The organism is Achromobacter sp. SLBN-14 (assembly GCF_006715415.1).
GTDB classification, from domain to species: Bacteria; Pseudomonadota; Gammaproteobacteria; order Burkholderiales; family Burkholderiaceae_B; genus Achromobacter; species Achromobacter mucicolens.
Window position 1 is genome coordinate 5,155,008 of sequence record NZ_VFNE01000001.1, and the last position, 19,181, is coordinate 5,174,188.

The 19,181-nt window shown below is 68.2% G+C and carries 17 protein-coding genes; 8 read left to right on the forward strand and 9 right to left on the reverse strand.

Translation table 11 applies throughout. From position 1 onward, the window contains the following. Window position 1 precedes the first annotated feature (1 nt). Genes FBY20_RS23640 through FBY20_RS23665 form a run of 6 tightly spaced genes read left to right on the forward strand, consistent with a single transcriptional unit; the run spans window position 2 to window position 6,849 of the window. On the forward strand, window positions 2-544 hold the full coding sequence (locus FBY20_RS23640; RefSeq protein WP_142054913.1) for a chemotaxis protein CheW: 543 nt from the start codon (window positions 2-4) through the stop codon (window positions 542-544). Further along, the gene (locus FBY20_RS23645) at window positions 541-1,827 is read left to right on the forward strand and encodes a CheR family methyltransferase (protein ID WP_142054915.1); all 1,287 of its coding nucleotides are present in this window, start codon (window positions 541-543) and stop codon (window positions 1,825-1,827) included. Before FBY20_RS23640 ends, FBY20_RS23645 begins: the two co-directional genes overlap by 4 nt. Before the next feature lie 4 nt (window positions 1,828-1,831). Next, window positions 1,832-2,482 (forward strand): chemotaxis protein CheW, encoded by a 651-nt coding sequence (locus FBY20_RS23650; protein ID WP_142054917.1) that lies wholly within the window; start codon window positions 1,832-1,834, stop codon window positions 2,480-2,482. Continuing rightward, window positions 2,479-4,794 (forward strand): hybrid sensor histidine kinase/response regulator, encoded by a 2,316-nt coding sequence (locus FBY20_RS23655; RefSeq protein WP_142054919.1) that lies wholly within the window; start codon window positions 2,479-2,481, stop codon window positions 4,792-4,794. Before FBY20_RS23650 ends, FBY20_RS23655 begins: the two co-directional genes overlap by 4 nt. Next, on the forward strand, window positions 4,791-5,801 hold the full coding sequence (locus tag FBY20_RS23660) for a chemotaxis response regulator protein-glutamate methylesterase (protein ID WP_056318132.1): 1,011 nt from the start codon (window positions 4,791-4,793) through the stop codon (window positions 5,799-5,801). Before FBY20_RS23655 ends, FBY20_RS23660 begins: the two co-directional genes overlap by 4 nt. A 34-nt stretch (window positions 5,802-5,835) precedes the next feature. Further along, on the forward strand, window positions 5,836-6,849 hold the full coding sequence (locus FBY20_RS23665; protein ID WP_056318137.1) for a PleD family two-component system response regulator: 1,014 nt from the start codon (window positions 5,836-5,838) through the stop codon (window positions 6,847-6,849). A 27-nt stretch (window positions 6,850-6,876) separates the two neighbouring features. Here FBY20_RS23665 and FBY20_RS23670 read toward each other — a convergent pair whose 3' ends face one another. From FBY20_RS23670 to FBY20_RS23690, 5 genes are read right to left on the reverse strand one after another with little or no spacing between them, the layout of a single operon-like run. Next, window positions 6,877-7,536: a GntR family transcriptional regulator gene (locus FBY20_RS23670; protein WP_142054920.1), complete on the reverse strand. Its 660-nt coding sequence runs from the start codon at window positions 7,534-7,536 to the stop codon at window positions 6,877-6,879. Window positions 7,537-7,590: 54 nt separating this feature from the next. Beyond that, window positions 7,591-8,643, reverse strand: coding sequence for an NAD(P)-dependent oxidoreductase (locus tag FBY20_RS23675; RefSeq protein WP_142054922.1), 1,053 nt, complete (start codon window positions 8,641-8,643; stop codon window positions 7,591-7,593). A gap of 2 nt (window positions 8,644-8,645) precedes the next feature. Further along, window positions 8,646-9,317 carry an RraA family protein gene (locus FBY20_RS23680; RefSeq protein ID WP_056318150.1) on the reverse strand — a complete coding sequence of 224 codons (672 nt, stop codon included), beginning with the start codon at window positions 9,315-9,317 and terminating at the stop codon, window positions 8,646-8,648. A 36-nt stretch (window positions 9,318-9,353) separates the two neighbouring features. After that, on the reverse strand, window positions 9,354-10,319 hold the full coding sequence (locus FBY20_RS23685; RefSeq protein WP_062841021.1) for a tripartite tricarboxylate transporter substrate binding protein: 966 nt from the start codon (window positions 10,317-10,319) through the stop codon (window positions 9,354-9,356). Between the two features lie 59 nt (window positions 10,320-10,378). Continuing rightward, the gene (locus FBY20_RS23690) at window positions 10,379-11,254 is read right to left on the reverse strand and encodes an NAD(P)-dependent oxidoreductase (protein ID WP_142054924.1); all 876 of its coding nucleotides are present in this window, start codon (window positions 11,252-11,254) and stop codon (window positions 10,379-10,381) included. 220 nt (window positions 11,255-11,474) lie between these two features. Here FBY20_RS23690 and FBY20_RS23695 point away from each other — a divergent pair, with 220 nt between their 5' ends. Further along, a complete protein-coding gene (locus FBY20_RS23695) occupies window positions 11,475-12,758 on the forward strand; it encodes a cystathionine gamma-synthase family protein (protein WP_056318157.1) in 1,284 nt (427 codons plus the stop codon). Between the two features lie 50 nt (window positions 12,759-12,808). On the opposite strand, the gene FBY20_RS23700 is transcribed toward FBY20_RS23695, so the two are convergent. After that, window positions 12,809-14,329 (reverse strand): MFS transporter, encoded by a 1,521-nt coding sequence (locus FBY20_RS23700; RefSeq protein WP_056318160.1) that lies wholly within the window; start codon window positions 14,327-14,329, stop codon window positions 12,809-12,811. Window positions 14,330-14,466: 137 nt separating this feature from the next. Between FBY20_RS23700 and FBY20_RS23705 the strand changes: the two genes are divergently transcribed. Next, on the forward strand, window positions 14,467-15,339 hold the full coding sequence (locus FBY20_RS23705; RefSeq protein ID WP_056318163.1) for a LysR family transcriptional regulator: 873 nt from the start codon (window positions 14,467-14,469) through the stop codon (window positions 15,337-15,339). Between the two features lie 16 nt (window positions 15,340-15,355). On the opposite strand, the gene FBY20_RS23710 is transcribed toward FBY20_RS23705, so the two are convergent. The 3 genes from FBY20_RS23710 to FBY20_RS23720 all read right to left on the reverse strand — a co-directional run bounded on the left by FBY20_RS23710 (window position 15,356) and on the right by FBY20_RS23720 (window position 19,167). Next, window positions 15,356-16,042 (reverse strand): GntR family transcriptional regulator, encoded by a 687-nt coding sequence (locus tag FBY20_RS23710; protein WP_056318165.1) that lies wholly within the window; start codon window positions 16,040-16,042, stop codon window positions 15,356-15,358. A gap of 161 nt (window positions 16,043-16,203) precedes the next feature. Next, complete coding sequence (locus FBY20_RS23715; protein ID WP_142054926.1) at window positions 16,204-17,187, reverse strand: tripartite tricarboxylate transporter substrate binding protein; 984 nt, start codon at window positions 17,185-17,187, stop codon at window positions 16,204-16,206. A gap of 39 nt (window positions 17,188-17,226) precedes the next feature. Further along, window positions 17,227-19,167 carry an acyl-CoA synthetase gene (locus tag FBY20_RS23720; protein ID WP_255452465.1) on the reverse strand — a complete coding sequence of 647 codons (1,941 nt, stop codon included), beginning with the start codon at window positions 19,165-19,167 and terminating at the stop codon, window positions 17,227-17,229. Between the last annotated feature and the right edge of the window lie 14 nt (window positions 19,168-19,181).

The window sequence follows — 19,181 nt, forward strand, 5'->3', positions numbered from 1 at the left end:
CATGACTGCTTCCGCCGTCCGCCCACGTGCCGCCGCGGGCCATGCCGGCCCGGCGCGCCGGCTGTATCTGCTTTTCCGTATCGGCGCTGACCGCTATGCGCTGGACGCCGCGGATATCGCCGAAGTGCTGGGGCTGCGCGTCTTCAAGCAGGTGCCGGGTGCGCCGCATTGGGTCGCGGGCATGATGGCGCGCCGCGGCACGGCGGTGCCGGTCATCGACATGAGCGCGCTGGCCGGTGCTGGGGCGTGCGCCGCGGTGACCAGCACGCGGCTTGCGCTGGTGCGTTACCGCGCTGGTCCCACCAGCGCCGAGCGCCTGCTAGGCCTGATCCTGGAGCAGGCCACCGAAACCGTCCACTACGACCCGGCTGCGTTTCAGCCGCATGCGCTGGACAATGCCGAGGCGCGCTACCTGGGTCCTGTTCTGTCCGACGCGCACGGCATGGTGCAAGCCGTCAGCGTGGATGACCTGTTGCCCGATTTCGTGCGGGCAATGTTGTTTCCGGCTGGTGGCGAGGCTGCGATGACTGAGGCGCAGCCATGAGCCTGATCGAGGAATTCAGCGGGCTGCTCAAGCGCCGCATGGGACTGGACAGCGGGTCCATCGGTCAGGCGGCCGTCGAGCGCGCCGTGCGGCATCGCATGCACGCGGCCGGCGTGGACGACGAGCAGGACTACCTGATGCGCGTGCAGGCCTGGCCCGACGAGATGCAGCAGCTGATCGAAGCCGTGATCGTGCCGGAGACCTGGTTCTTCCGCTATCCGGAATCCCAAGTCGCCATGGCGACGCTGGCGCGCGAGCGCCTGTTTGCGCCGGGCTGCGAAAACCGCGTGCTTCGTGTGTTGAGCGTGCCGTGTTCCAGCGGCGAAGAGCCGTATTCCATTGCGATGGCGCTGCTGGATGCGGGCGTGCCGGCGCATCGGTTCCAGGTGGATGCGGTGGACATCAGCGTGCGCATGGTCGAATTTGCGCAGCGCGCCGTGTACGGGCGCAATTCGTTTCGCGGGGGCGATCTGGCGTTCCGCGACCGCCATTTTTCCGAAGTGCCGGAAGGCCATCAGCTGGCGGCGCGGGTGCGCGGGCAGGTCCGGTTCCAGCCCGGCAACCTGTTCGATCCAAACCTGCTGGCAGGGGCCGCGCCGTATGACTTCGTGTTCTGCCGCAACCTGCTGATCTACTTCGACATGGCCACGCAGGAACGCGCCGTGCAAGTGCTCCGCCGGTTTGCGCGCGAGGACGGCCTGCTGTTCGTGGGACCCGCCGAAACCAGTCTTCTGACGGGCCGCCGCCTGCCGGCGGTGCCGCTGGCGCGGTCCTTTGCATTTCGCGCCACGCCCGCGCCGGCGCCGGCCGGGTTGCCGACCCCCGCGCGCGCGCCGCTGGCCGCCCAGCGGCCCCTTGTGCATGCCTGGACGCCGCCGCGCCGTCCGGTGGCGCAGGCGCCCGCGCCCCGGCTTCCCGTGCCGCATGCCGCGATAGCCGACGCGCCGTCCGCGCAAGGCGCGGGGCAGGCGGCCCAGGCGTCGCTGCGCGAGATCGCCGCGCTGGCCGACCTGGGCAGGGTGCGCGACGCGATGGCGCAGTGCCAGGCGCATCTGGACATTCATGGCGCCAGCGCCGAGGCCCTGCATCTGCAGGGCTTGCTGCTGGATGCGCAAGGTCAGTCGCGGCAGGCGCAGGCCGCCTACCGCAAAGCGCTCTACCTGGATCCGAACCACCGCGAGGCGTTGCTGCATCTGGCCGCGCTGGTGGCGTCGGACGGGGATCAAGAGGGCGCCCGCCGCCTGCAGGCGCGCGCAGCGCGCGGGGAGGCGCGACGTGACTGACGCAATGGCATCGCTTTCTGGCGTGGACGACTGCTGGAACCGCATCGGCATCCGTGGCGACAAAAGCTGCGGGCAGCTGGCCGAACACGTGCATTGCCGCAACTGTCCGGTGTATGCCGCGGCGGCCAAGCGCATCCTTGACCGTCTGCCGCCCGCCATGCAGGAAGACGAGGAAGCCGCGCCGCCAAAGCACGCGGCCAACCTGTCGTCGCTTCTGGTGTTCAGGCTGCATCGTGAATGGATAGGTCTACCGACGCGATCGCTGGACGAGGTTGCCGGCACGCGGGGCATCATCAGCCTGCCGCACCGGCGTGATCCCGCCGTGCTTGGCATGACCAACGTGCGCGGCACGCTGACCGTCTGCGTATCGCTGACGCGCCTGTTGGGTCTGGACGCCGCTGCGCCGCAGGCCCGCGAGCGGCCTGCCACCGCGCGCATGCTGATATTCGGCGGCGCGGGCCGCGCCGTGGTGCTGCCGGTGGACGAGGTGGAGGGCATGCACGAGGTGGACCTGGACGCGCTTGAGCCGCTGCCCTCGACGGTGCAGGGCGCCAGCCTGAAGTACTCGCGCGGCGTGGCGCGCTGCGGCGGCCGCGCGGTGGGCGTGCTGGACGAAACCCTGCTGATGCAGGCATTGGAACGGAGCCTCGCGTGAATCCCGATCAGATGCGCGATGCGTCGCTGCTCGAACTGTTCCAGATCGAGACCCGCACCCAGGTGCAGGTGCTCAACGACGGGCTGCTCGCCCTGGAGAAAAATCCCACGTCCGCGCCGCAGCTCGAGGCCTGCATGCGTGCCGCCCACTCGCTCAAGGGCGCCGCGCGCATCGTGGACCTGCATCCGGCCGTGCGTATCGCGCACGCCATGGAAGACTGCCTTGTGGCCGCCCAGGAGGGCCGTCTGCGTCTGCAGGCCGGCGACATCGACGCCTTGCTGCTGGGCACGGACCTGCTGCAGCGCGTGGCCACGCCCGGCGTGGAACTGGACGCCGAGATCGGCGACCTGGTGGCGCGGCTGAGCAGCGCGCCCAATCTGTCCGCCGCACCGCCGGCCGCGGCGGCGCGTCCTTCCCGGCCGAGCGGCCATCTGCCGCCGATACGCCTGACGGAAGATGCGCCCGTCCCGGCAGCCCCGGCGCCCGCAGACAAGCCCCAAGTGGTGGACGCGGCCGCCGCGGTCCCGCCCGCGCGCCGCAGTTCGGACCGCGGCGCGGGCGAGGGCGAGCGGGTGCTGCGGGTCACAGCCGATACGCTGAACAAGCTGCTGGGCCTGTCCAGCGAAACGCTGGTCGAGTCGCAATGGGTAGGGCCCTTCAGCGCCGCCATGCTGCGGCTGCGGCGGCTGCAGGCGGGCGCGGCGCACGCGCTGGACGGGGTGCGCGCCGTGCTGGCCGAACAGCAGCTCGATGCGCGCGGCCAGGCGGCGCTGGACGATGCCCACCGCATCCTCGAACAATGCCAGCGGGAACTGACGCTGCGCGCCAGTGAAGTCGACGAGTTCGGCTGGCGCATGAACCACCTGACGCGGCGGCTGTACGACACCGCGCTCGCGTGCCGCATGCGGCCTTTTGGCGACGGTGTGGGCGGCATGGCGCGGATGGTGCGCGACCTGGGCCGCTCGCTGGGAAAGCAGGTCCGCCTGGAGATCGAGGGCGAAGACACGCAGGTGGACCGGGACATCCTGGAAAAACTGGATGCGCCGCTCATGCACCTGTTGCGCAACGCCGTGGACCACGGCATCGAGTCGCCTGCGCAGCGCGAACAGGCGGGCAAACCGGCCGAGGGCTTGATCACACTGTCGGCGCGCCATTCGGCGGGCATGCTGCTGGTCGAACTGGCCGACGACGGCTCCGGCATATCGCTGGATCACCTGCGCGAGGAAGTGGTCGAACGCAAGCTGACCAATGCCGAGACCGCGGCACGCCTGAGCGAAGCCGAACTGCTGGAATTCCTGTTCCTCTCGGGCTTCAGCACGCGCGACGAGGTGACTGAAATCTCCGGGCGCGGCGTGGGGCTGGATGTGGTGCAGACGATGGTGCGCCAGTTGCGCGGCGCCGTGCGGGTCCACCAGCAGCAGGGCCGGGGCACGCGTTTCGTGCTGGAGATGCCGCTGTCGCTGTCGGTGGTGCGCAGCCTGCTGGTCGAGGTGCAGGACGAGATCTACGCATTTCCGCTGGCCTACGTCAGCCACGCGTTGCAGGTGGACGCCACCGACATCGAGCAGCTGGAAGGCCAGCAGCACTTCCGATTCCAGGGGCGGCAGATCGGCCTGGTGTCGGCGCGGCAGATCCTGCGCGCCGGCGAGGCCGCCCCGGCCGCCGATACCTTGTCCGTGGTGGTGGTGGGCGATCACGACCGCCTCTACGGCATCGCCGTCGACCGGTACGTGGGCGAGCGCACGCTGGTCGTGCAGCCGCTGGACCCCCGGCTGGGCAAGGTGCAGGACGTCATGGCCGGCTCGCTGATGGACGACGGCACGCCGCTCCTGATTCTGGACGTCGAGGACATGCTGGTGTCCGTTCAGAAGCTTATCGAGGGCGGGCGCCTGTCGCGGGTGGACAGCGGGGCGGGCGCGGCGGCCGCGCGCCGCCGCAAGCGCGTGCTGGTGGTGGACGATTCATTGACGGTTCGCGAGCTTGAGCGCAAGCTGCTGCTGAACCGCGGGTTCGATGTGGCGGTCGCCGTGGACGGCATGGACGGCTGGAACATGTTGCGCAACGAGGACTTCGACCTGATCGTGACCGATGTCGACATGCCGCGGATGGACGGCATCGAACTGGTGACGCGCATCAAGGCCGACCCCAGGCTGCAGGCGCTGCCCGTCATGGTGGTGTCGTACAAGGACCGGGAAGAGGACCGGCAGCGCGGGCTGGACGCCGGCGCCGACTATTATCTGGCCAAGGGCAGCTTTCACGATGATGCGCTGCTCGACGCCGTGGAAGACCTCATCGGGAAGGCTCGGACGTGAGAATCGGGATCGTCAACGATATGCCGCTTGCCGTCGAAGTCCTGCGGCGCGTCATCGCTCTGGAACCCGGGCTGGAGATCGCCTGGACGGCGTCCGACGGCCTGGAGGCCGTGCAGCAATGCGCGCGCGACCGTCCCGATGTCGTGCTGATGGACCTCATCATGCCCGTCATGGACGGCGTCGAGGCCACGCGCCGCATCATGGCGGAAACGCCGTGCGCCATCGTCGTGGTGACCTCCGACGTGGCGGGGCACACCTCGCGCGTCTTCGATGCCATGGGACACGGCGCACTGGATGCCGTGGACACGCCCATGGTGGGCGCGACCGACATGCGCACGGCGGCGGCGCCGCTGTTGCGCAAGATCCGCAACATCGGCTGGCTGATCGGCCGCTACGGCAACCGGCCGGCGCTCAGCCCGGTCAGTAAGCCCGCCGCGTCCGCCGGCGCGCGGCGCCTCCTTGCCATCGGCGCATCGGCCGGCGGCCCGGCCACGCTGGCGCAGCTGCTGCGCGATCTTCCCCTGGATTTTCCGGCCGGCATCGTGCTGGTGCAGCATGTGGACGCCTCGTTCGCAGCGGGCATGGCCGACTGGCTGAACGACCAGGTGCCGCTGCCGGTCAGGCTGGCGCGCGAAGGCGAATCGCCGCTGCCAGGCCAGGTGCTGCTCGCGGGCACGGATGATCATCTGGCGCTTTGCGAGGATGGTACCCTGCGGTACACCGACTGCCCCCGCGAAAGCCTGTATCGGCCTTCGATCGATGTTTTCTTCCATAGCGTGGCGCAGCACTGGCGCGGCATTGCGGTCGGCGTGCTGCTGACCGGCATGGGCCAGGACGGGGCGCGCGGCCTGAAGGCGCTGCGCGAACGCGGATGCCTCACCATCGCGCAGGACCAGGCCACCAGCGCGGTCTATGGCATGCCGAAAGCGGCTGCCGCCATGAAGGCCGCGGTCGAGATTCGGCCGCTCGATCAAATTGCGTCTCGCGTCATCCGGGCGTTTGCCTGAGGCGCGGCACAACGTAGGACATCAAGGACCCACTATGCTGCCATCCCCTGAAGACACGGTTTCCGCGGATCTCAATTCGCACGGGGCGATGGTGTTGCTCGTCGATGACCAGGTCATGGTGGGAGAAGCCATCCGGCGCGCGCTGGTGCCCGAAGCCAACATCGATTTCCACTATTGCTCGGATCCCTACAAGGCGCTGAGCGTGGCGATCCAGACGCGGCCCACGGTCATCCTGCAGGATCTGGTGCTGCCCGGCGTGGACGGCCTTTCCCTGGTGCGTGAATACCGCGGCCATCCCGTGACGCGCGACATCCCGATCATCGTCCTGTCCACCAAGGAAGATCCCGCCATCAAGAGCGCGGCCTTCGCGGCGGGGGCCAACGACTACCTGGTGAAACTGCCGGATTCGATCGAGCTGATTGCGCGCATCCGCTACCACTCGCGTTCCTACATGGCGCTGGTGCAGCGCGACGAAGCCTATCAGGCATTGCGCCAGAGCCAGCAGCAACTGCTGGAAAGCAACATGGAACTGCGCCGGCTCACCAATTCGGACGGCCTGACCGGGCTGGGCAACCGGCGCTATTTCGATGAGTACCTGAATGCCGAGTGGCAGCGCGCTGGCCGGGACAGCCGAGAGATCAGCATGCTGATGATCGACGTGGATCACTTCAAGTCGTACAACGACACCTACGGCCACATTGCGGGCGACGAAGCCCTCAAGCGCGTCGCCAACACCATCTTCGCCAGTTGCGACCGGTCCACCGACCTGGCGGCGCGTTTCGGCGGCGAGGAATTTGCGCTGGTGCTGCCGGGCACGCCCGGCGGCAGCGCGCGCCTGGCCGCCGAAAAGCTGCGCCGCGCAGTGGAGGCCATGCAGATTCCCCAACGCGACGCGGGCTTCGGGCCGTGGCTGACGGTGAGCATCGGCCTGGCGACCGCCGTGCCGCTGGATGGGCAACCGTGCACGGAGCTGATCCAGGCGGCCGACCGGGGCCTGTATGAAGCAAAGCGGCAGGGCCGCAACCGGGTGGTGCCGGGACAGATCTGAGGCGTCTGGCCGCCGGCCTGCGCGAGCCTACCCGCCCGTCTTCCCATCCTTCCGGTGCGAGCGGAACAGAAGATGCGTTGACGCCAGGTGAAAGCGCACCGCGATCTGCGCGCATTCGGGGTCGCGCGCGCGGATCGCGGCGATGATCTGGCGGTGGTGTTCCACGCTGCGCAGCATGTCTTCGCGGCCGTAGAAATAGAAAGAGCCGATGATGATCGGCATGTCCAGCAGGTTCTCGACCAGGGAGCGCACGCGTGCGGACTGCGCGGCCTCGAGCAGGGCGTGGTGGAACAGGTTGTTGTAGTGCTGGACCTGGGCGACGTGGTCGGGCGCGCCGGAGTTGACCGCGTCGAGCATGCACTGGTTGATGCGTTCCAGCTCGGCGATCTGTTCGGGCGCGGCGCGTTCGGCGGCGGTCTTGGCGGCGTAGGGTTCGAGCAGCATGCGCAGCTCGAAGGCTTCGTCGATGTCGCGGTCCTGCCAGCCCAGCACGACCGCGCCGCGCCGGCCTTCGCGGGTGACCAGGCCGTCCGCGATCAGGCGTTCGATCGCGTTGCGCACGGGCGTGCGGCTGACCGAGAGCTGGGTGGCGATGTGTTCCTCGCGCAGCGGCTCGCCGGGCAGGAACGATCCGGCCATCAGGCGGCGGCGCAATTCGCCGTAGACGTAATCACTGGCGCTCGACATGAGGAGGCTGGCTCTTCCCGGTTTTCAAAGCTGCGACTATACCAACGGCGGACGCTACACCTTCACCCCGTGCTCGGCCAGACGCGCCAGAAAGCGCGGCCAGACCTCGGGGTTGAGCAGGCGAGCGGGCTTGCGTCCGGCCAGCATGTCGATGATCTGCGTGGCCGAACCCTGCGCCACCTTGCGGCGGCCTTCGTGCGTGACGCCGCCCGTGTGAAACGCGGCGGCCACGTCATGGCGTTGCAGCAGGCCGCTGCCCGGTGGGGGCGGCTCCACCTGCCAGACGTCCAGGCCCGCGCCGGCAAGATGGCCGGACTCGAGTGCGGCAAGCAGCGCGTCCTCGTCATGGATGCCGCCGCGTGCGGTGGAGACGAACAGCGCGCCGCGTTTCATCAGGCGCAGCGCGGCCGCGCCGAACATTCCGCGCGTCACGGCGTTCAGCGGGCAGTGCAGGCTGACGATGTCGGCCTGTGCCAGCAGCGCATCGAAGCTGACGGGCGCGGCGCCGCGTTCGGCGATCTGCGCGTCGGCCAGCAGCGGATCGTAGGCAATGACCTTCAATCCGAATCCCGCCGCGATGCGGGCGACGCGGCGCCCGATCTCGCCGATGCCGACGATGCCGATCACGCGGCCTTCGATCTCGCGGCCCATCAGCGCCTCGCGGCTGACAGCGGTGCCCGCCCTGAGCGCGGCTTCCGACTCGCCCAACCGCTTGACCAGCGACAACAGCAAGGCGAAGGTCATCTCGGCCACCGACGCGGCGTTGGCGCCGGCCTGGTTCACCACGGCCACGCCCGCGCGGGTGCAGGCGGCCACGTCGACCGTGTCGTAACCGGCGCCGCCGGACGATACGCACAGCAGCTGGGGGCACTGGGCCAAGAGGTCGGCGGACACCTGCCACCGCGCGGGGACTTCGTCCTTGGCCGCGCTGACGTGGTAGGCGTGGGCGCCGGCCAAGCCGGCCGCGGTCACCGCGTCGCCTTGCGCCGGCAGCACGCGCAGGTCCAGCGTGGCGTCCCGCGCGATCGCCTCGTCAAACGCGGGATCGATCCACAGATCCAGGCGCACGACGCGCAGATCGGGCCTGCTGACTGCCGCATCGCGCATGGCTAGACTCCCGTGCAACCCAGCGAGCGCAGGCGGGCGTCGATCCACGACGTGTCCAGCGTGCCGGCGGCGATATCGGCCAGCATCTTGGTTTCCACGTCGTGCTTTGCGGCTGCCGCCTGATAGATGGCTTCGGCCTGTTCGTACGGCACCGCGAGCAGCCCGTCGTCGTCACCCAGGATCAGGTCGCCCGGCGCGATGGTCATGCCGTCCAGCGCGACGACGCAGTTGATCTCACCCGGGCCGTCCTTGTACGGCCCGCGGTGGGTGACGCCCGCCGCATAGACGGGGAAGGCGCTGCGGCGGATGGTGCCGCAGTCGCGGATGGCGCCATTGATGATGATGCCCGCGATGCCGCGCGACTCGGCATAGGTGGTCATGATCTCGCCGATGATCGCGTTGGTCAGGTCGCCGCCGGCATCGACCACGATGACGTCGCCCGGCTGCGCCAGGCTGAGCGCCTTGTGCACCAGCAAGTTGTCGCCGGGACGTGTGCGCACCGTGAGGGCGGGACCGGCCAGGGGCGTGCCGTCGTGCATGGGCCGCAGGCGAGCGCCGCCGGCCGTCATGCGCGACATGCAGTCGCTGACGTTGGCCACCGGCACCTGGCGGAATTTCTCGACGAGTTCCTTGCTGACCGCGCGTTGGCGGGCGTGGATTTCAAAACCTGTCATCTCTGCTCCTGATCGCTGGATGGATACGTGTGGGGCTTACTGCTTGGGAATGCCGGCTTCTTGCACGACCTTGCCGAAGGCGTCGTGATCGGCGCGGTGGCGGCGCGCCAGGTCTTCGGGCGAGCCCTTCAGGACGCTGTAGCCGGCCTCTTCAAGCTTCTTGACCAATTCGGGGTTGGATTGCACCTTCTGCAATTCGGTATTCAGCGCGGCGACGACGTCGTCGGGCGTCTTGCCCGGCGCCATCAGGCCCCACCAGATCGATTGGTTGATGGTCGGAAAGCCGCTTTCCGGGAAGGTGGGCACGTCCGGCAGGGCGGGCGAGCGCTCATTGGCGACCACGCCCAGCGCGCGCACCTTGCCGCCGCGGATCTGCGGCAGCAGCGACGCCACCGAGCCGACGTACATGTCGATCCGGCCGCTGGCCAGATCGGGGAAGGCCTGGCTCCAGCCACGGTAGGGCACGTGCATCAGCTCCATCTTGGCCGCCTTGCGCCACAGATAGCCGGTCAGGTCACCGGTGCCGCCGATGCCGGGGATTCCCAGCGAAACCAGGTTGGGTTTGGCCTGGGCGGCCTTCACGACGTCGCCGAGCGACTTGAAGGGCGAGTCGGGCAGCACGACGAAGACGCTGGGCGAAGAGGCCACGGGGCCCACCGGCTTGAAGTCCTTGAAGGTGTCGTAGCTGAGCTTGCTGTAGAGCCACGGGTTCAGCACGATGTTGTCGGTCTGCGCCATGACGAGCGTGTGGCCGTCCGGGCGGGCGCGGGCCGTGGCGTCCAGCGCCAGGTTGCCACCGGCGCCGGGCTTGTTCTCGACCACGATGTTCCAGCCGGCGTCCTGGCTGATCGCGCTGCCGATCATGCGCGTCAGCGTGTCGGTGCCGCCGCCGGGCGGGAAGGGCGAGATCAGGGTGATCGGCGCCGAGCCCAGGTCGGCGGCTTGCGCCGCGGCGCATCCCAGCACCAGGGATGCGGCCAGCAGTTTCTTGAACAGTTTCATTGTCTTCCTCACTAAGTGTTATTGCGGATTCGGTCCGCGCTCTGGGGCGCGGTGGGGTGTCAGGACTGGCGGGCCAGCGTGGTCAGCCAGGCAAGACGCGCCTGGACCGTGTCGGCGGCTGGGGCCTCGCCGTTCGCGCGCGCGGCCTCGATGCCGCGGGCGGACCGGGCAAAGAGCGCTTCGACGCCGTTGAGCGCCAGCGGCTCCAGACCCGCTTCGTGCAACTGGTCGCGCGCTTCGCGCACCTCGGCCAGACGGCGCGGCGCGTGCAGCACGTGCGAGCGCACGAACGAATCCATGAACGCCGTCAGCGGCGTGCGGTCGATGTCGGCCAGCACTTCGTACAGCGAATCGCGCAGGCCCATGCGTTCGGCCGCGACCAGGCATTCGACCGCCAGGCTTTCCATGCCCTTGGTCATGATGCTGCGCAGGAGCTTCAGGCGCACCGCATCGCCAGGCTTTCCTTCGATGATCCGGACCGTCGCGCCCGCGCTTTCGCCCAGCGCCGTCACAACCGCCGCGCCATCGCCGGCGCACAGCAGCGGCGTCTTCTCCGCCAGCAGGGCGATGGCGCCCATGATGGCGACGTCCATGAAGGGGATGCCGTGCGCGGCAGCTGCGGCGGCGGCCTTCTGCATGTCGGGGGCGCTGGCGGTGGTGAAGTCGGCGTACACCGCATCGGCGCGCATATGCGGTAGCGCCTTGGCCGCGACCTCGGCGGCGTTGTAGCCGTACACGGCGGAAACCACTACGTCCGCCTCGGCCAGCCAGGGGCCAGGTTCGGTGCGCAGGGCGGCGCCGGCTTCCCGGGCGCGCGCTGCCATTTCTTCGTCCGCGCGCAGTTCGCAGATGCCGAAGATGCGGTGACCTGCGGCGGTCCAGGCGAGGGTATAGCAGTGCCCGACTTCGCCGCATCCAATCAGTGCGATTTTCATCTTAAAAACACATAAAAAAAACAATGTGTGTTTATAGATCGCCAATTTCTTGGGGAATAGAAGGTGTTTACCCTAGGTTTTTGTCATTGTGGGTACATTAAAAAAACATTCGCTCCAGCGGGTCACAACCTGCAACCCCTCGCTCGCGCCCCGGCGTTATTGTCTGAAAGATGCGTGACGCGCCTGCCCGCTTGGCTGGAACACCAGAAAGAGGCACACCATGACGTACTCGAGCTACCACAAGAAGGACATCTTCGGCCGTCCCCTGCATGCCGAAACCCAGATGATGTCCTATGGCTACGATCCCTATCTGTCCGAGGGGGCGGTCAAGCCGCCGGTGTTTCTGACGTCCACGTTTGCGTTCCGCACGGCCGAGGACGGCGCGGCGTTCTTTGATTTGGTGTCGGGCCGCAAGCCCTTGCCGCAGGGCGAGACGGCGGGGCTGGTGTACAGCCGGTTCAATCATCCGAACCTGGAGATCGTGGAGGACCGGCTGTCGTTGCTGGACGGCTCGCAGGACGCGGCGGTCACGTCCAGCGGCATGTCCGCGATCAGCGCGGTGTTGATGGCTTTTTTGCGGCCGGGGGACCAGCTGGTGCAGTCTGTGCCGCTTTATGGCGGCACAGAGACGCTGATCGGCAAGATCTTTCCGGAGTGGGGCATTGGTTCGCATCCCGTCGCGGACGGGTTGTCGCCCCGCAGCATGCGCACGGCGCTGGACGCGGCGGCCGAGAAAGGCCCGGTCAAGCTCTTTTATGTCGAGACGCCCGCCAATCCGACCAACGCGCTGTTCGATTTCGAGGCAATGAAGAACGAGCTGGATGCGTTCGAGACGCGGCATGGTTACCGGCCGATCTCGGTATGCGACAACACGCTGCTGGGGCCCATCTTTCAGAAGCCGGCGGAACACGGGGTGGACCTGTCGGTGTACTCGCTGACCAAGTATGTCGGCGGTCACAGCGATCTGGTGGCGGGGGCGGTCACCGGCAGCAAGGCGCTCATCAAGAAGGTGCGCGCCATCCGCAGCGCCTTCGGCTCGCAACTGGACCCGCATTCATGCTGGATGATCACGCGGTCGATGGAGACGGTGGTGCTTCGCATGAAGCAGGCGGCGCGCACGGCGACGCGCGTCGCGCAGTGGCTGGCGGAAAACCCGTACGAAAAGGTGCAGGTGTTCCACCCTGAACTGATTGCGGACCGCGCCTATCAAGAGGTCTACAAGCGCCAGTGCACCGGACCGGGTTCGACCTTCGCCTTCGTGCTGGAAGGCGGCCGCGAGCGCGCGTTCCGCTTCATCAATGCCCTGCATCTGTTCCGCTCGGCCGTCAGCCTGGGCGGCACGGAAACGCTGGTGTGCCACCCGGCATCGACGACGCATTCCGGCGTGCCCGCCGAGGAACGCGATGCGGCGGGGGTGTCCGAAGGGCTGATCCGGGTGTCGATTGGCCTGGAACACGAGGAAGACCTGATCGCGGACCTGGATCACGCGTTCCGCAACGGCTGAGCGGCGCGGGCCGGGCGGTGTGCTGACGTTGCGGCCGGGCGGGCGCGCCTTCAGCCGGGTTGTGTTGTCCGCCGGGTGCGGTTCAGCAGCACGAACGCGGCCGTGCCCAGCAGCATGATCGTGGCAGTGGCGATCACCGCGGCGTAGCCGGTTTCGAAGGCGCTTCGGGCCAGCGACGTCAGCGTGGCCGCCAGGTCGGCAGGCAGGGTTTCGGCCACGACGAGCGCTTCGTCCAGGCTGTCGCGCGCCGCACCGGTGGCCGTCACGCCTGCCGGCACGGAAAGCGATTGCGCGTAGACGCCCGACAGGATGGACCCCATCAAGGTCACGCCCAGCGCGCCGCCCAGCTCGTACGAGACTTCCTCGATGGACGCGGCCATGCCGGCGCGCTCGGGGGTGGCGCTTTGCATGATGGTGCTGGAGGCGGCTGTCATGGTGGCGCCAATGCCCAGGCCCAGCACGCACAGGCTGATCAGTTGCGGCATCACGGCTCCATCGTACGTCAGCAGATAGCCGCCCATGCCCAGGCCCGACACCAGCAGCGCCAGGAACAGCAGGCGCCGGCTGCCGATGCGCCCCAGCAGCAGGCCGGCCAGCGGCCCGGCCACGAACGCGGCCAGCGGCAGCGGCAGGATGAAGAGCGCGGACTGGATCGGAGACATGCCCAGCACCAGTTGCAGCCGCTGGCTGAACACCAGTTCCATGCCCAATAGCGCCGCTGCGGCAAACAGCGCGGCCGCCACGGCAGAGCTGAAGGACGCATTGCGGAAGATCGAGAAGTCGATCAGCGGGTAGGGACGCCGCCGCTGCCGCCGCACGAAGATGGCGAGCATGGTGGCGCCTGCCGCGCAGGCCAGCGCGGCTTGCAGCCAGGAAGGCGACGCGCGGCCCAGCTCCTTGAGCGCGTAGGCGCACAGGACCATGCCTGCCATCACTTGCAGCGAGCCGGCCAGATCCCAGGGGCGCGACGCGTCAGGCCGGCTGGCCGGAATGAAGCGCCATGCCAGCGGCAGCGCCAGCAGCACGATGGGCACGTTGATGAGAAACACGGAACCCCACCAGAAATGCTCCAACAGCAGGCCACCCACGACGGGCCCCAGCGCCGCGCCGCCCGAGGCGACCGAGGCCCAGACGCCGATCGCGACGGCGCGCTCGCGCTCGTCGGCAAACGCAAGACGAAGAATGGACAGGGTGGCGGGCATCATCATCGCCGCGCCCACGCCCAGCAACGCGCGCGCGGCAATCAGGACGATTGCGCCGGGCGAGTAGGCGGCAGCCAGGGATGCCGCGCCGAACACGGCCAGCCCCATCATGAACAGGCGCTTGTGCCCCAGCCGGTCGCCCAGCGTACCCATGCCCAGCAGCAGGCCGGACACGACAAGCGCGTAGACGTTCACGATCCACAGCTTGGCAGAGGCCGTGACGCCCAGTTCGTGGGTGAGCCGCGGCAGGGCGGTGTACAGGACCGTCATGTCCACGACGATCAGCAGCAAGGCGCTGGACACGATGGCCAGCACGAGCCAGCGGCCGGGGGCGGCCGCGGCGACAGCGTTCGAATGAGTCCGCTGCATGGTTCTACTCCTTATTGAAAACCGTGATCCCGGCGCGGCGGGCGCGCTCGGGATCACGGATCGCATTATCCATCTAGATATTGGCCATAAAAAGTTGGATTCCATCTATAAAATAGATGGTTAATCAGGAGCACTCCATGCAGTGGACGTTGGATCAATTGCGGCAATTCGTGGCGGCGGCGGAAGCGGGTTCGTTTTCGGCGGCGGGGCGGCGCATCGGGCGCGCGCAGTCGGCCGTCAGCACGGCGGTGGGGCTGCTGGAGGCGGATCTTGGGGTGGAACTGTTTGACCGGTCGCGCCGCAACGCGGTGCTGACGCCGGCCGGCGAGGTGATGCTGCTGGAGGCCAAGGAACTGCTGCGCCAGGCCGGCGGGTTGTCGCAGCGGGCGCTGGCGTTCGCCGGCGGACAGGAGGCGCGACTGTCCATTGCGCTGGATGAAGCCTTGCCTTATCTGGTGCTGGGCGCGCTGGTGGTGGAACTGGCCGAGCGGTTTCCGGCGCTGGAGCTGACGCAACTGAACGGCACCGCGACCGAGGTCGCCGACTACGTGCGCCAGGGCCGGGCAAGCATCGCGTTCCACTTCGACCGGGGCGATCCCGGCAGCGACTTCGCGCACCAATCCCTGGGCAACGTGGCGCAGGGGATTTTCGTGGCGTCCGGCCATCCGCTGGCGGGCTTGCCGCAGGTGTCGCGCGAGGATCTGGCGCGTCACCGCCAGCTGGTCATGCAGATGGAAGGCGTGGAGGACATGGTGCTGAGCCCGACAGTCTGGCGCACCGACAGCTTCTACAGCATTGCGGGGATGGTGGCCGACGGGCTGGGCTTTGCGATCCTGCCCCTGAACATTGCGGAGTACGAGAGTTTTCGCACGACGCTCAGGCCGCTGCCCTGCGCGGAACTGGCGTTGCCCATGCTGTCGGTGCGCACACTATGGATGCAGGGGGCGGTGCTCAACGAGACGGAGCGCTGGCTGCAGCAGCGCATGGAACAATTGCTGCGCGCGGGATAGCGGGACGGAAAGGGCGTCAGCTCAGCAGCGCGGCGACGAGGTCGCTGCCGGCCTGCTTGTCCCCGGTGAAGTCCAGCGCGGTCAACACATGCTCCAGGTGTTCGTCCATCAGGGCGCAGGCCCGCTCGGCGTCGCCCGCGCGCGCCGCCTCGATGAAGGCGTGATGCTCGCGCGACGAGCAATTTGCGTCGTGCGAGGTCTGATACAGCACGGTGATCACCGCGCTGCGCGCCGACAGTTCGCGCAGCATGCCGGTCAGCACGGAATTGCCGACGGCTTCGGCGAGCAGGATGTGGAAATGGCTGAGCAGGCGGTTGCGCGTCTGCACGTCGCCGCTGTCGAGCGCGCGGCGTTCCTCGGCCAGGTGGTCGTCGATGCGCTTGTAATCGTCAGGTCCGGCGCGCGCCACGAATTCCCGGGCCAGCGCGGCCTCCAGGATGCGGCGCACCGCATAGACCTCGCGCGCCTCGTTCGCATCCGGCTTGCTGACGAAGGCGCCCTTGTCCGGCACGATGTTGATGAGCTTGTCCTTGGACAGCATCAGAAGCGCCGCGCGGATCTTGGTGCGGCTGACCTTGTAGACCCGGGCCAGGGCCTCTTCGCGCAACCGGGTGCCGGGCGGAAGCTTGTGCGCCACGATGGCGGCGGACACTTCCCTTGCGATGTCGTCGGCGCTGGGGTCTGGCTGGGCGTCCTGGATCATGAGGCTCGGCAGCGGCTGCCGGTGTGGAAAATCATCGGGCAGCCAGTCTAACAAAAGGCAGGCGCGGCGGTGGACATTTCTTGCATGCAAAATCTGTCCGCACGCCGCGCCGGCTGCCGGGCCCAAATGGGCGCCAACCCCGGCGCCCGGTCAGGCCACTGTTATTTGGCCATCAGCCCCAAATGCTCGATCAGGTCCTTTTCCTTGACGAAGGTCGCCTGCGCCCACGCCTTGTAGTCCTCGCTGCTGCGATAGGCCGGCTCCTGATTGAGCTGCTTCATGACGTCCATGCTGGCCTGATCGAAGAGGGCCTTCTTGAACGCGTCATGCAGGATCTTCACGACCGCCGGGTCCATGCCCTTGGGACCGGCCAGACCGTAGGGGGAAGTGGACACGACCTTGTAGCCCAGCTCCTGCGCGGTGGGCACGTCGGGCCAGCGGGTCGTGCGCTTGTCGCCAAAGGTGACCAGCAGGCGCATCTTGCCGGAATCGACGAACTGGTCCCAGCCCGTGGCGTCGCTCTGCGCCATGACGTGGCCGCCCAGCAGCGCCTGCTGCATGTCGGCGTTGCCCTTGAACGGCACATGGTTCAGCTTGACGTTCGCGTTGATGGCGATCTCTTCGATGATCAGATGCGGCGACGAGCCGATGCCGGTCGAGCCGTAGTCGATCTTGCCGGGCGCCTTGCGCGCGGCCTCGATGTACTCGTTGAACGTCTTGTAGGGCGAGTCCGAGCGGACGGTGAAGCCGAACGTATAGCCCGACAGCCCCAGGATGAAAGTGAAGTCGTTGATCGGATCCCAACTGCTTTTCTGCATGTAAGGCATGCGCAGCATTGCCAGCGTGTACAGGGCGATGGTGTAGCCGTCCGGCTTGGCGGTCTTGGCCATGGTGGCGGTGCCCAGCGTGCCGCCCGCGCCGGGGCGGTTCTCCACGATGACGGGCTGGCCCAGGGTCTTGGAGGCATCCTGCGCCACGATGCGCAGATGCCGGTCGGTCGAGCCGCCGGCCGGGAAGGGCACGATCAGCGTGATGGGTTTGGTGGGAAAGTCGGTCTGCGCACTGGCGGAAAAAGGCAAGGCGGCGCTTGCCAGGGTGAGCGTAAGGGCGGCGAGGCAAGCGCGTCGCAGGGGCAGTCGGGCCATGGGTGTTGTCTCCTGGTGGGTGTTGTTATGGGATGCCAGTCAATCGCGTACGTCGACTTTGACAGGCAGCCGGGACAGCGCCTCGCGCAGGCTGGCGATCAGCGGCGCGGGCGCACCGGCGCCGGCTTCTACGGCGACATCCGGTTGCGCATCGGCCAGCACGCGAAAGACGGGATCGTCTTGGGCGCGGCCAGCCGCTTGCAGGGTGCGCGCCACCACAGCCTCGACCGACACGGCGGTCGCCAGGCGGCGCAAATCGGGTTTGTAGATCTTGCCCACGTTGGTCATGGGCATGCTGTCCAGGATCACCACGCGCTTGGGCCGTGCCGGCCCTTCATCCACGTGCGCGGCGGCGTAGGCCACCAGTTCGGCCTCGGTCGCCTCGCGGCCTACGGCCAGCGTGACGAACGCGATCGGCAATTCCCCCGCGTAGGCGTCGGGGGCGCCGACCGCCGCGCACAGTTGCACGGCCGGATGCGTGGCCAGGGCGTCTTCGATGGTCTTGGGATCGATGTTGTGGCCGCCGCGGATGATCAGGTCCTTGGCGCGCCCTTGCAGATGCAGGCGGCCCTCGGCATCCATGAAGCCGACGTCGCCGCTGATCAGCCAGCCGTCCTCGGTGAAGGCTTGCGCGGTGTCTGCGGGATCCAGAAAGCCCGGGATGACGTTGGGCGCCTTGATGAGCACCATGCCCGGCGTGCCGGCGGGCAGGTCGAGCGCGGGCTGGCCCGCGGGCATGTCCAGCCCCACGATGCGCACCTGTACGTAGGGCAGCGGAAACCCCACGCAATTGACCGGAAATTCGCAGCCCGGCGGCGAGATCGACGTGATGCCGGCCATCTCGGTCATGCCCAGGCTTTCGCTGACATGCAGGCCAAACAGGCGCTTGAAGCGCGCGGCCAGCTCGGCGGGCAGGGGCGCCGCGCCCGTGCGGCAGTAGCGCAGCGATGAGATGTCGGCGCCGTCCAGCGGCACCTCGGCCAGCGCGGCCAGGATGGTCGGCACGCCTTGCAGCGAGGTGGCGCGGTGCTTTTCGACCAGACGCCAGTAGTTGCGCAGCACATCGCGGTTGCGCAACAGCAGGGTGGTGGGAATGACGGTTTCGACGCCAGCCGACAACGCTGCCAGCGACGCCGGCAGCACCCCCGCCACGTGAAAGAGCGGATAGCCGTTGATGACCACGTCGCCCGGCCCGGCGTTTTGCAGCTGCACGGCCGCCCACGCGGAAAACACCTGGTTGGCGTGCGTGTGGATGGCCAGCTTGGGCGCGCCCGTGGTGCCGCCGGTGTGGAAGTAGGCGGCCACATCGCTGGCGCGGATGACGCGTTCGCTGACCAGGCGGTCGGCGGGCTGGGCGGCGCGGGCCGCGTTGAAATCGCGCGCGAAGTCCGGCAGCGCGGGGCGGTCGGCTTCGGCCTCGTGCCACGGCGCCACGCGCAGCAGCGTTTTCAGGGTCGGCACGCGTTCCATCAGGCGCAGCGCCTTGGACCACGAGCCGCATTCCACGTCGGACCCATAGGCGATCAGCGCCTTGGCGCCCGCCGTGGTCATCAAGGATGCCAGCTTGTCGTCGGTCAGAAGGGGATTGAGCGGCTGCACGATGCCCGCCGCCTCGCCGCCCCACAGCGCCAGGTGGTATTCCAGGCAGCCGGGCAGCAGCACGCCCACGGCGTCGCCTTCGCGGATGCCCAGGCTATGCAACAGGTTGGCGGTCTGGTGGATGCCGGCCAGCAGTTCACGGTAGGTCCAGCTGATGGCATCGTCTGCCGGGTCGGCGCTGCGCAGGAAGGTCAGCGCCCGCCTGTCGCCGAATGCAGCCGCGGAGTTGCAGAAGATCTCGTAGGTGCTTTGTACCGTGAGCGTGTCCGCCAGCGGCCGCGCCTGCAGCCGCTGGACGTCCTGCGCCGTGCGTACCGGAAACGGCGCGGCAAAGGGCGCGGCAATGGGGCGGGCGCGGGTCAAGGAAGGGGAGTCGATCATGGCCGTGCCTGCGC

Coding starts and splice junctions, on each gene's coding strand:
- FBY20_RS23640 (WP_142054913.1), top strand. CDS start 2: ATGACTGCTTCCGCCGTCCGCCCACGTGCCGCCGCGGGCCATGCCGGC.
- FBY20_RS23645 (WP_142054915.1), top strand. CDS start 541: ATGAGCCTGATCGAGGAATTCAGCGGGCTGCTCAAGCGCCGCATGGGA.
- FBY20_RS23650 (WP_142054917.1), top strand. CDS start 1,832: ATGGCATCGCTTTCTGGCGTGGACGACTGCTGGAACCGCATCGGCATC.
- FBY20_RS23665 (WP_056318137.1), top strand. CDS start 5,836: ATGCTGCCATCCCCTGAAGACACGGTTTCCGCGGATCTCAATTCGCAC.
- FBY20_RS23670 (WP_142054920.1), bottom strand. CDS start 7,536: ATGTCGAGCGCCAGTGATTACGTCTACGGCGAATTGCGCCGCCGCCTG.
- FBY20_RS23675 (WP_142054922.1), bottom strand. CDS start 8,643: ATGCGCGATGCGGCAGTCAGCAGGCCCGATCTGCGCGTCGTGCGCCTG.
- FBY20_RS23680 (WP_056318150.1), bottom strand. CDS start 9,317: ATGACAGGTTTTGAAATCCACGCCCGCCAACGCGCGGTCAGCAAGGAA.
- FBY20_RS23685 (WP_062841021.1), bottom strand. CDS start 10,319: ATGAAACTGTTCAAGAAACTGCTGGCCGCATCCCTGGTGCTGGGATGC.
- FBY20_RS23690 (WP_142054924.1), bottom strand. CDS start 11,254: ATGAAAATCGCACTGATTGGATGCGGCGAAGTCGGGCACTGCTATACC.
- FBY20_RS23695 (WP_056318157.1), top strand. CDS start 11,475: ATGACGTACTCGAGCTACCACAAGAAGGACATCTTCGGCCGTCCCCTG.
- FBY20_RS23700 (WP_056318160.1), bottom strand. CDS start 14,329: ATGCAGCGGACTCATTCGAACGCTGTCGCCGCGGCCGCCCCCGGCCGC.
- FBY20_RS23705 (WP_056318163.1), top strand. CDS start 14,467: ATGCAGTGGACGTTGGATCAATTGCGGCAATTCGTGGCGGCGGCGGAA.
- FBY20_RS23710 (WP_056318165.1), bottom strand. CDS start 16,042: ATGATCCAGGACGCCCAGCCAGACCCCAGCGCCGACGACATCGCAAGG.
- FBY20_RS23715 (WP_142054926.1), bottom strand. CDS start 17,187: ATGGCCCGACTGCCCCTGCGACGCGCTTGCCTCGCCGCCCTTACGCTC.
- FBY20_RS23720 (WP_255452465.1), bottom strand. CDS start 19,167: ATGATCGACTCCCCTTCCTTGACCCGCGCCCGCCCCATTGCCGCGCCC.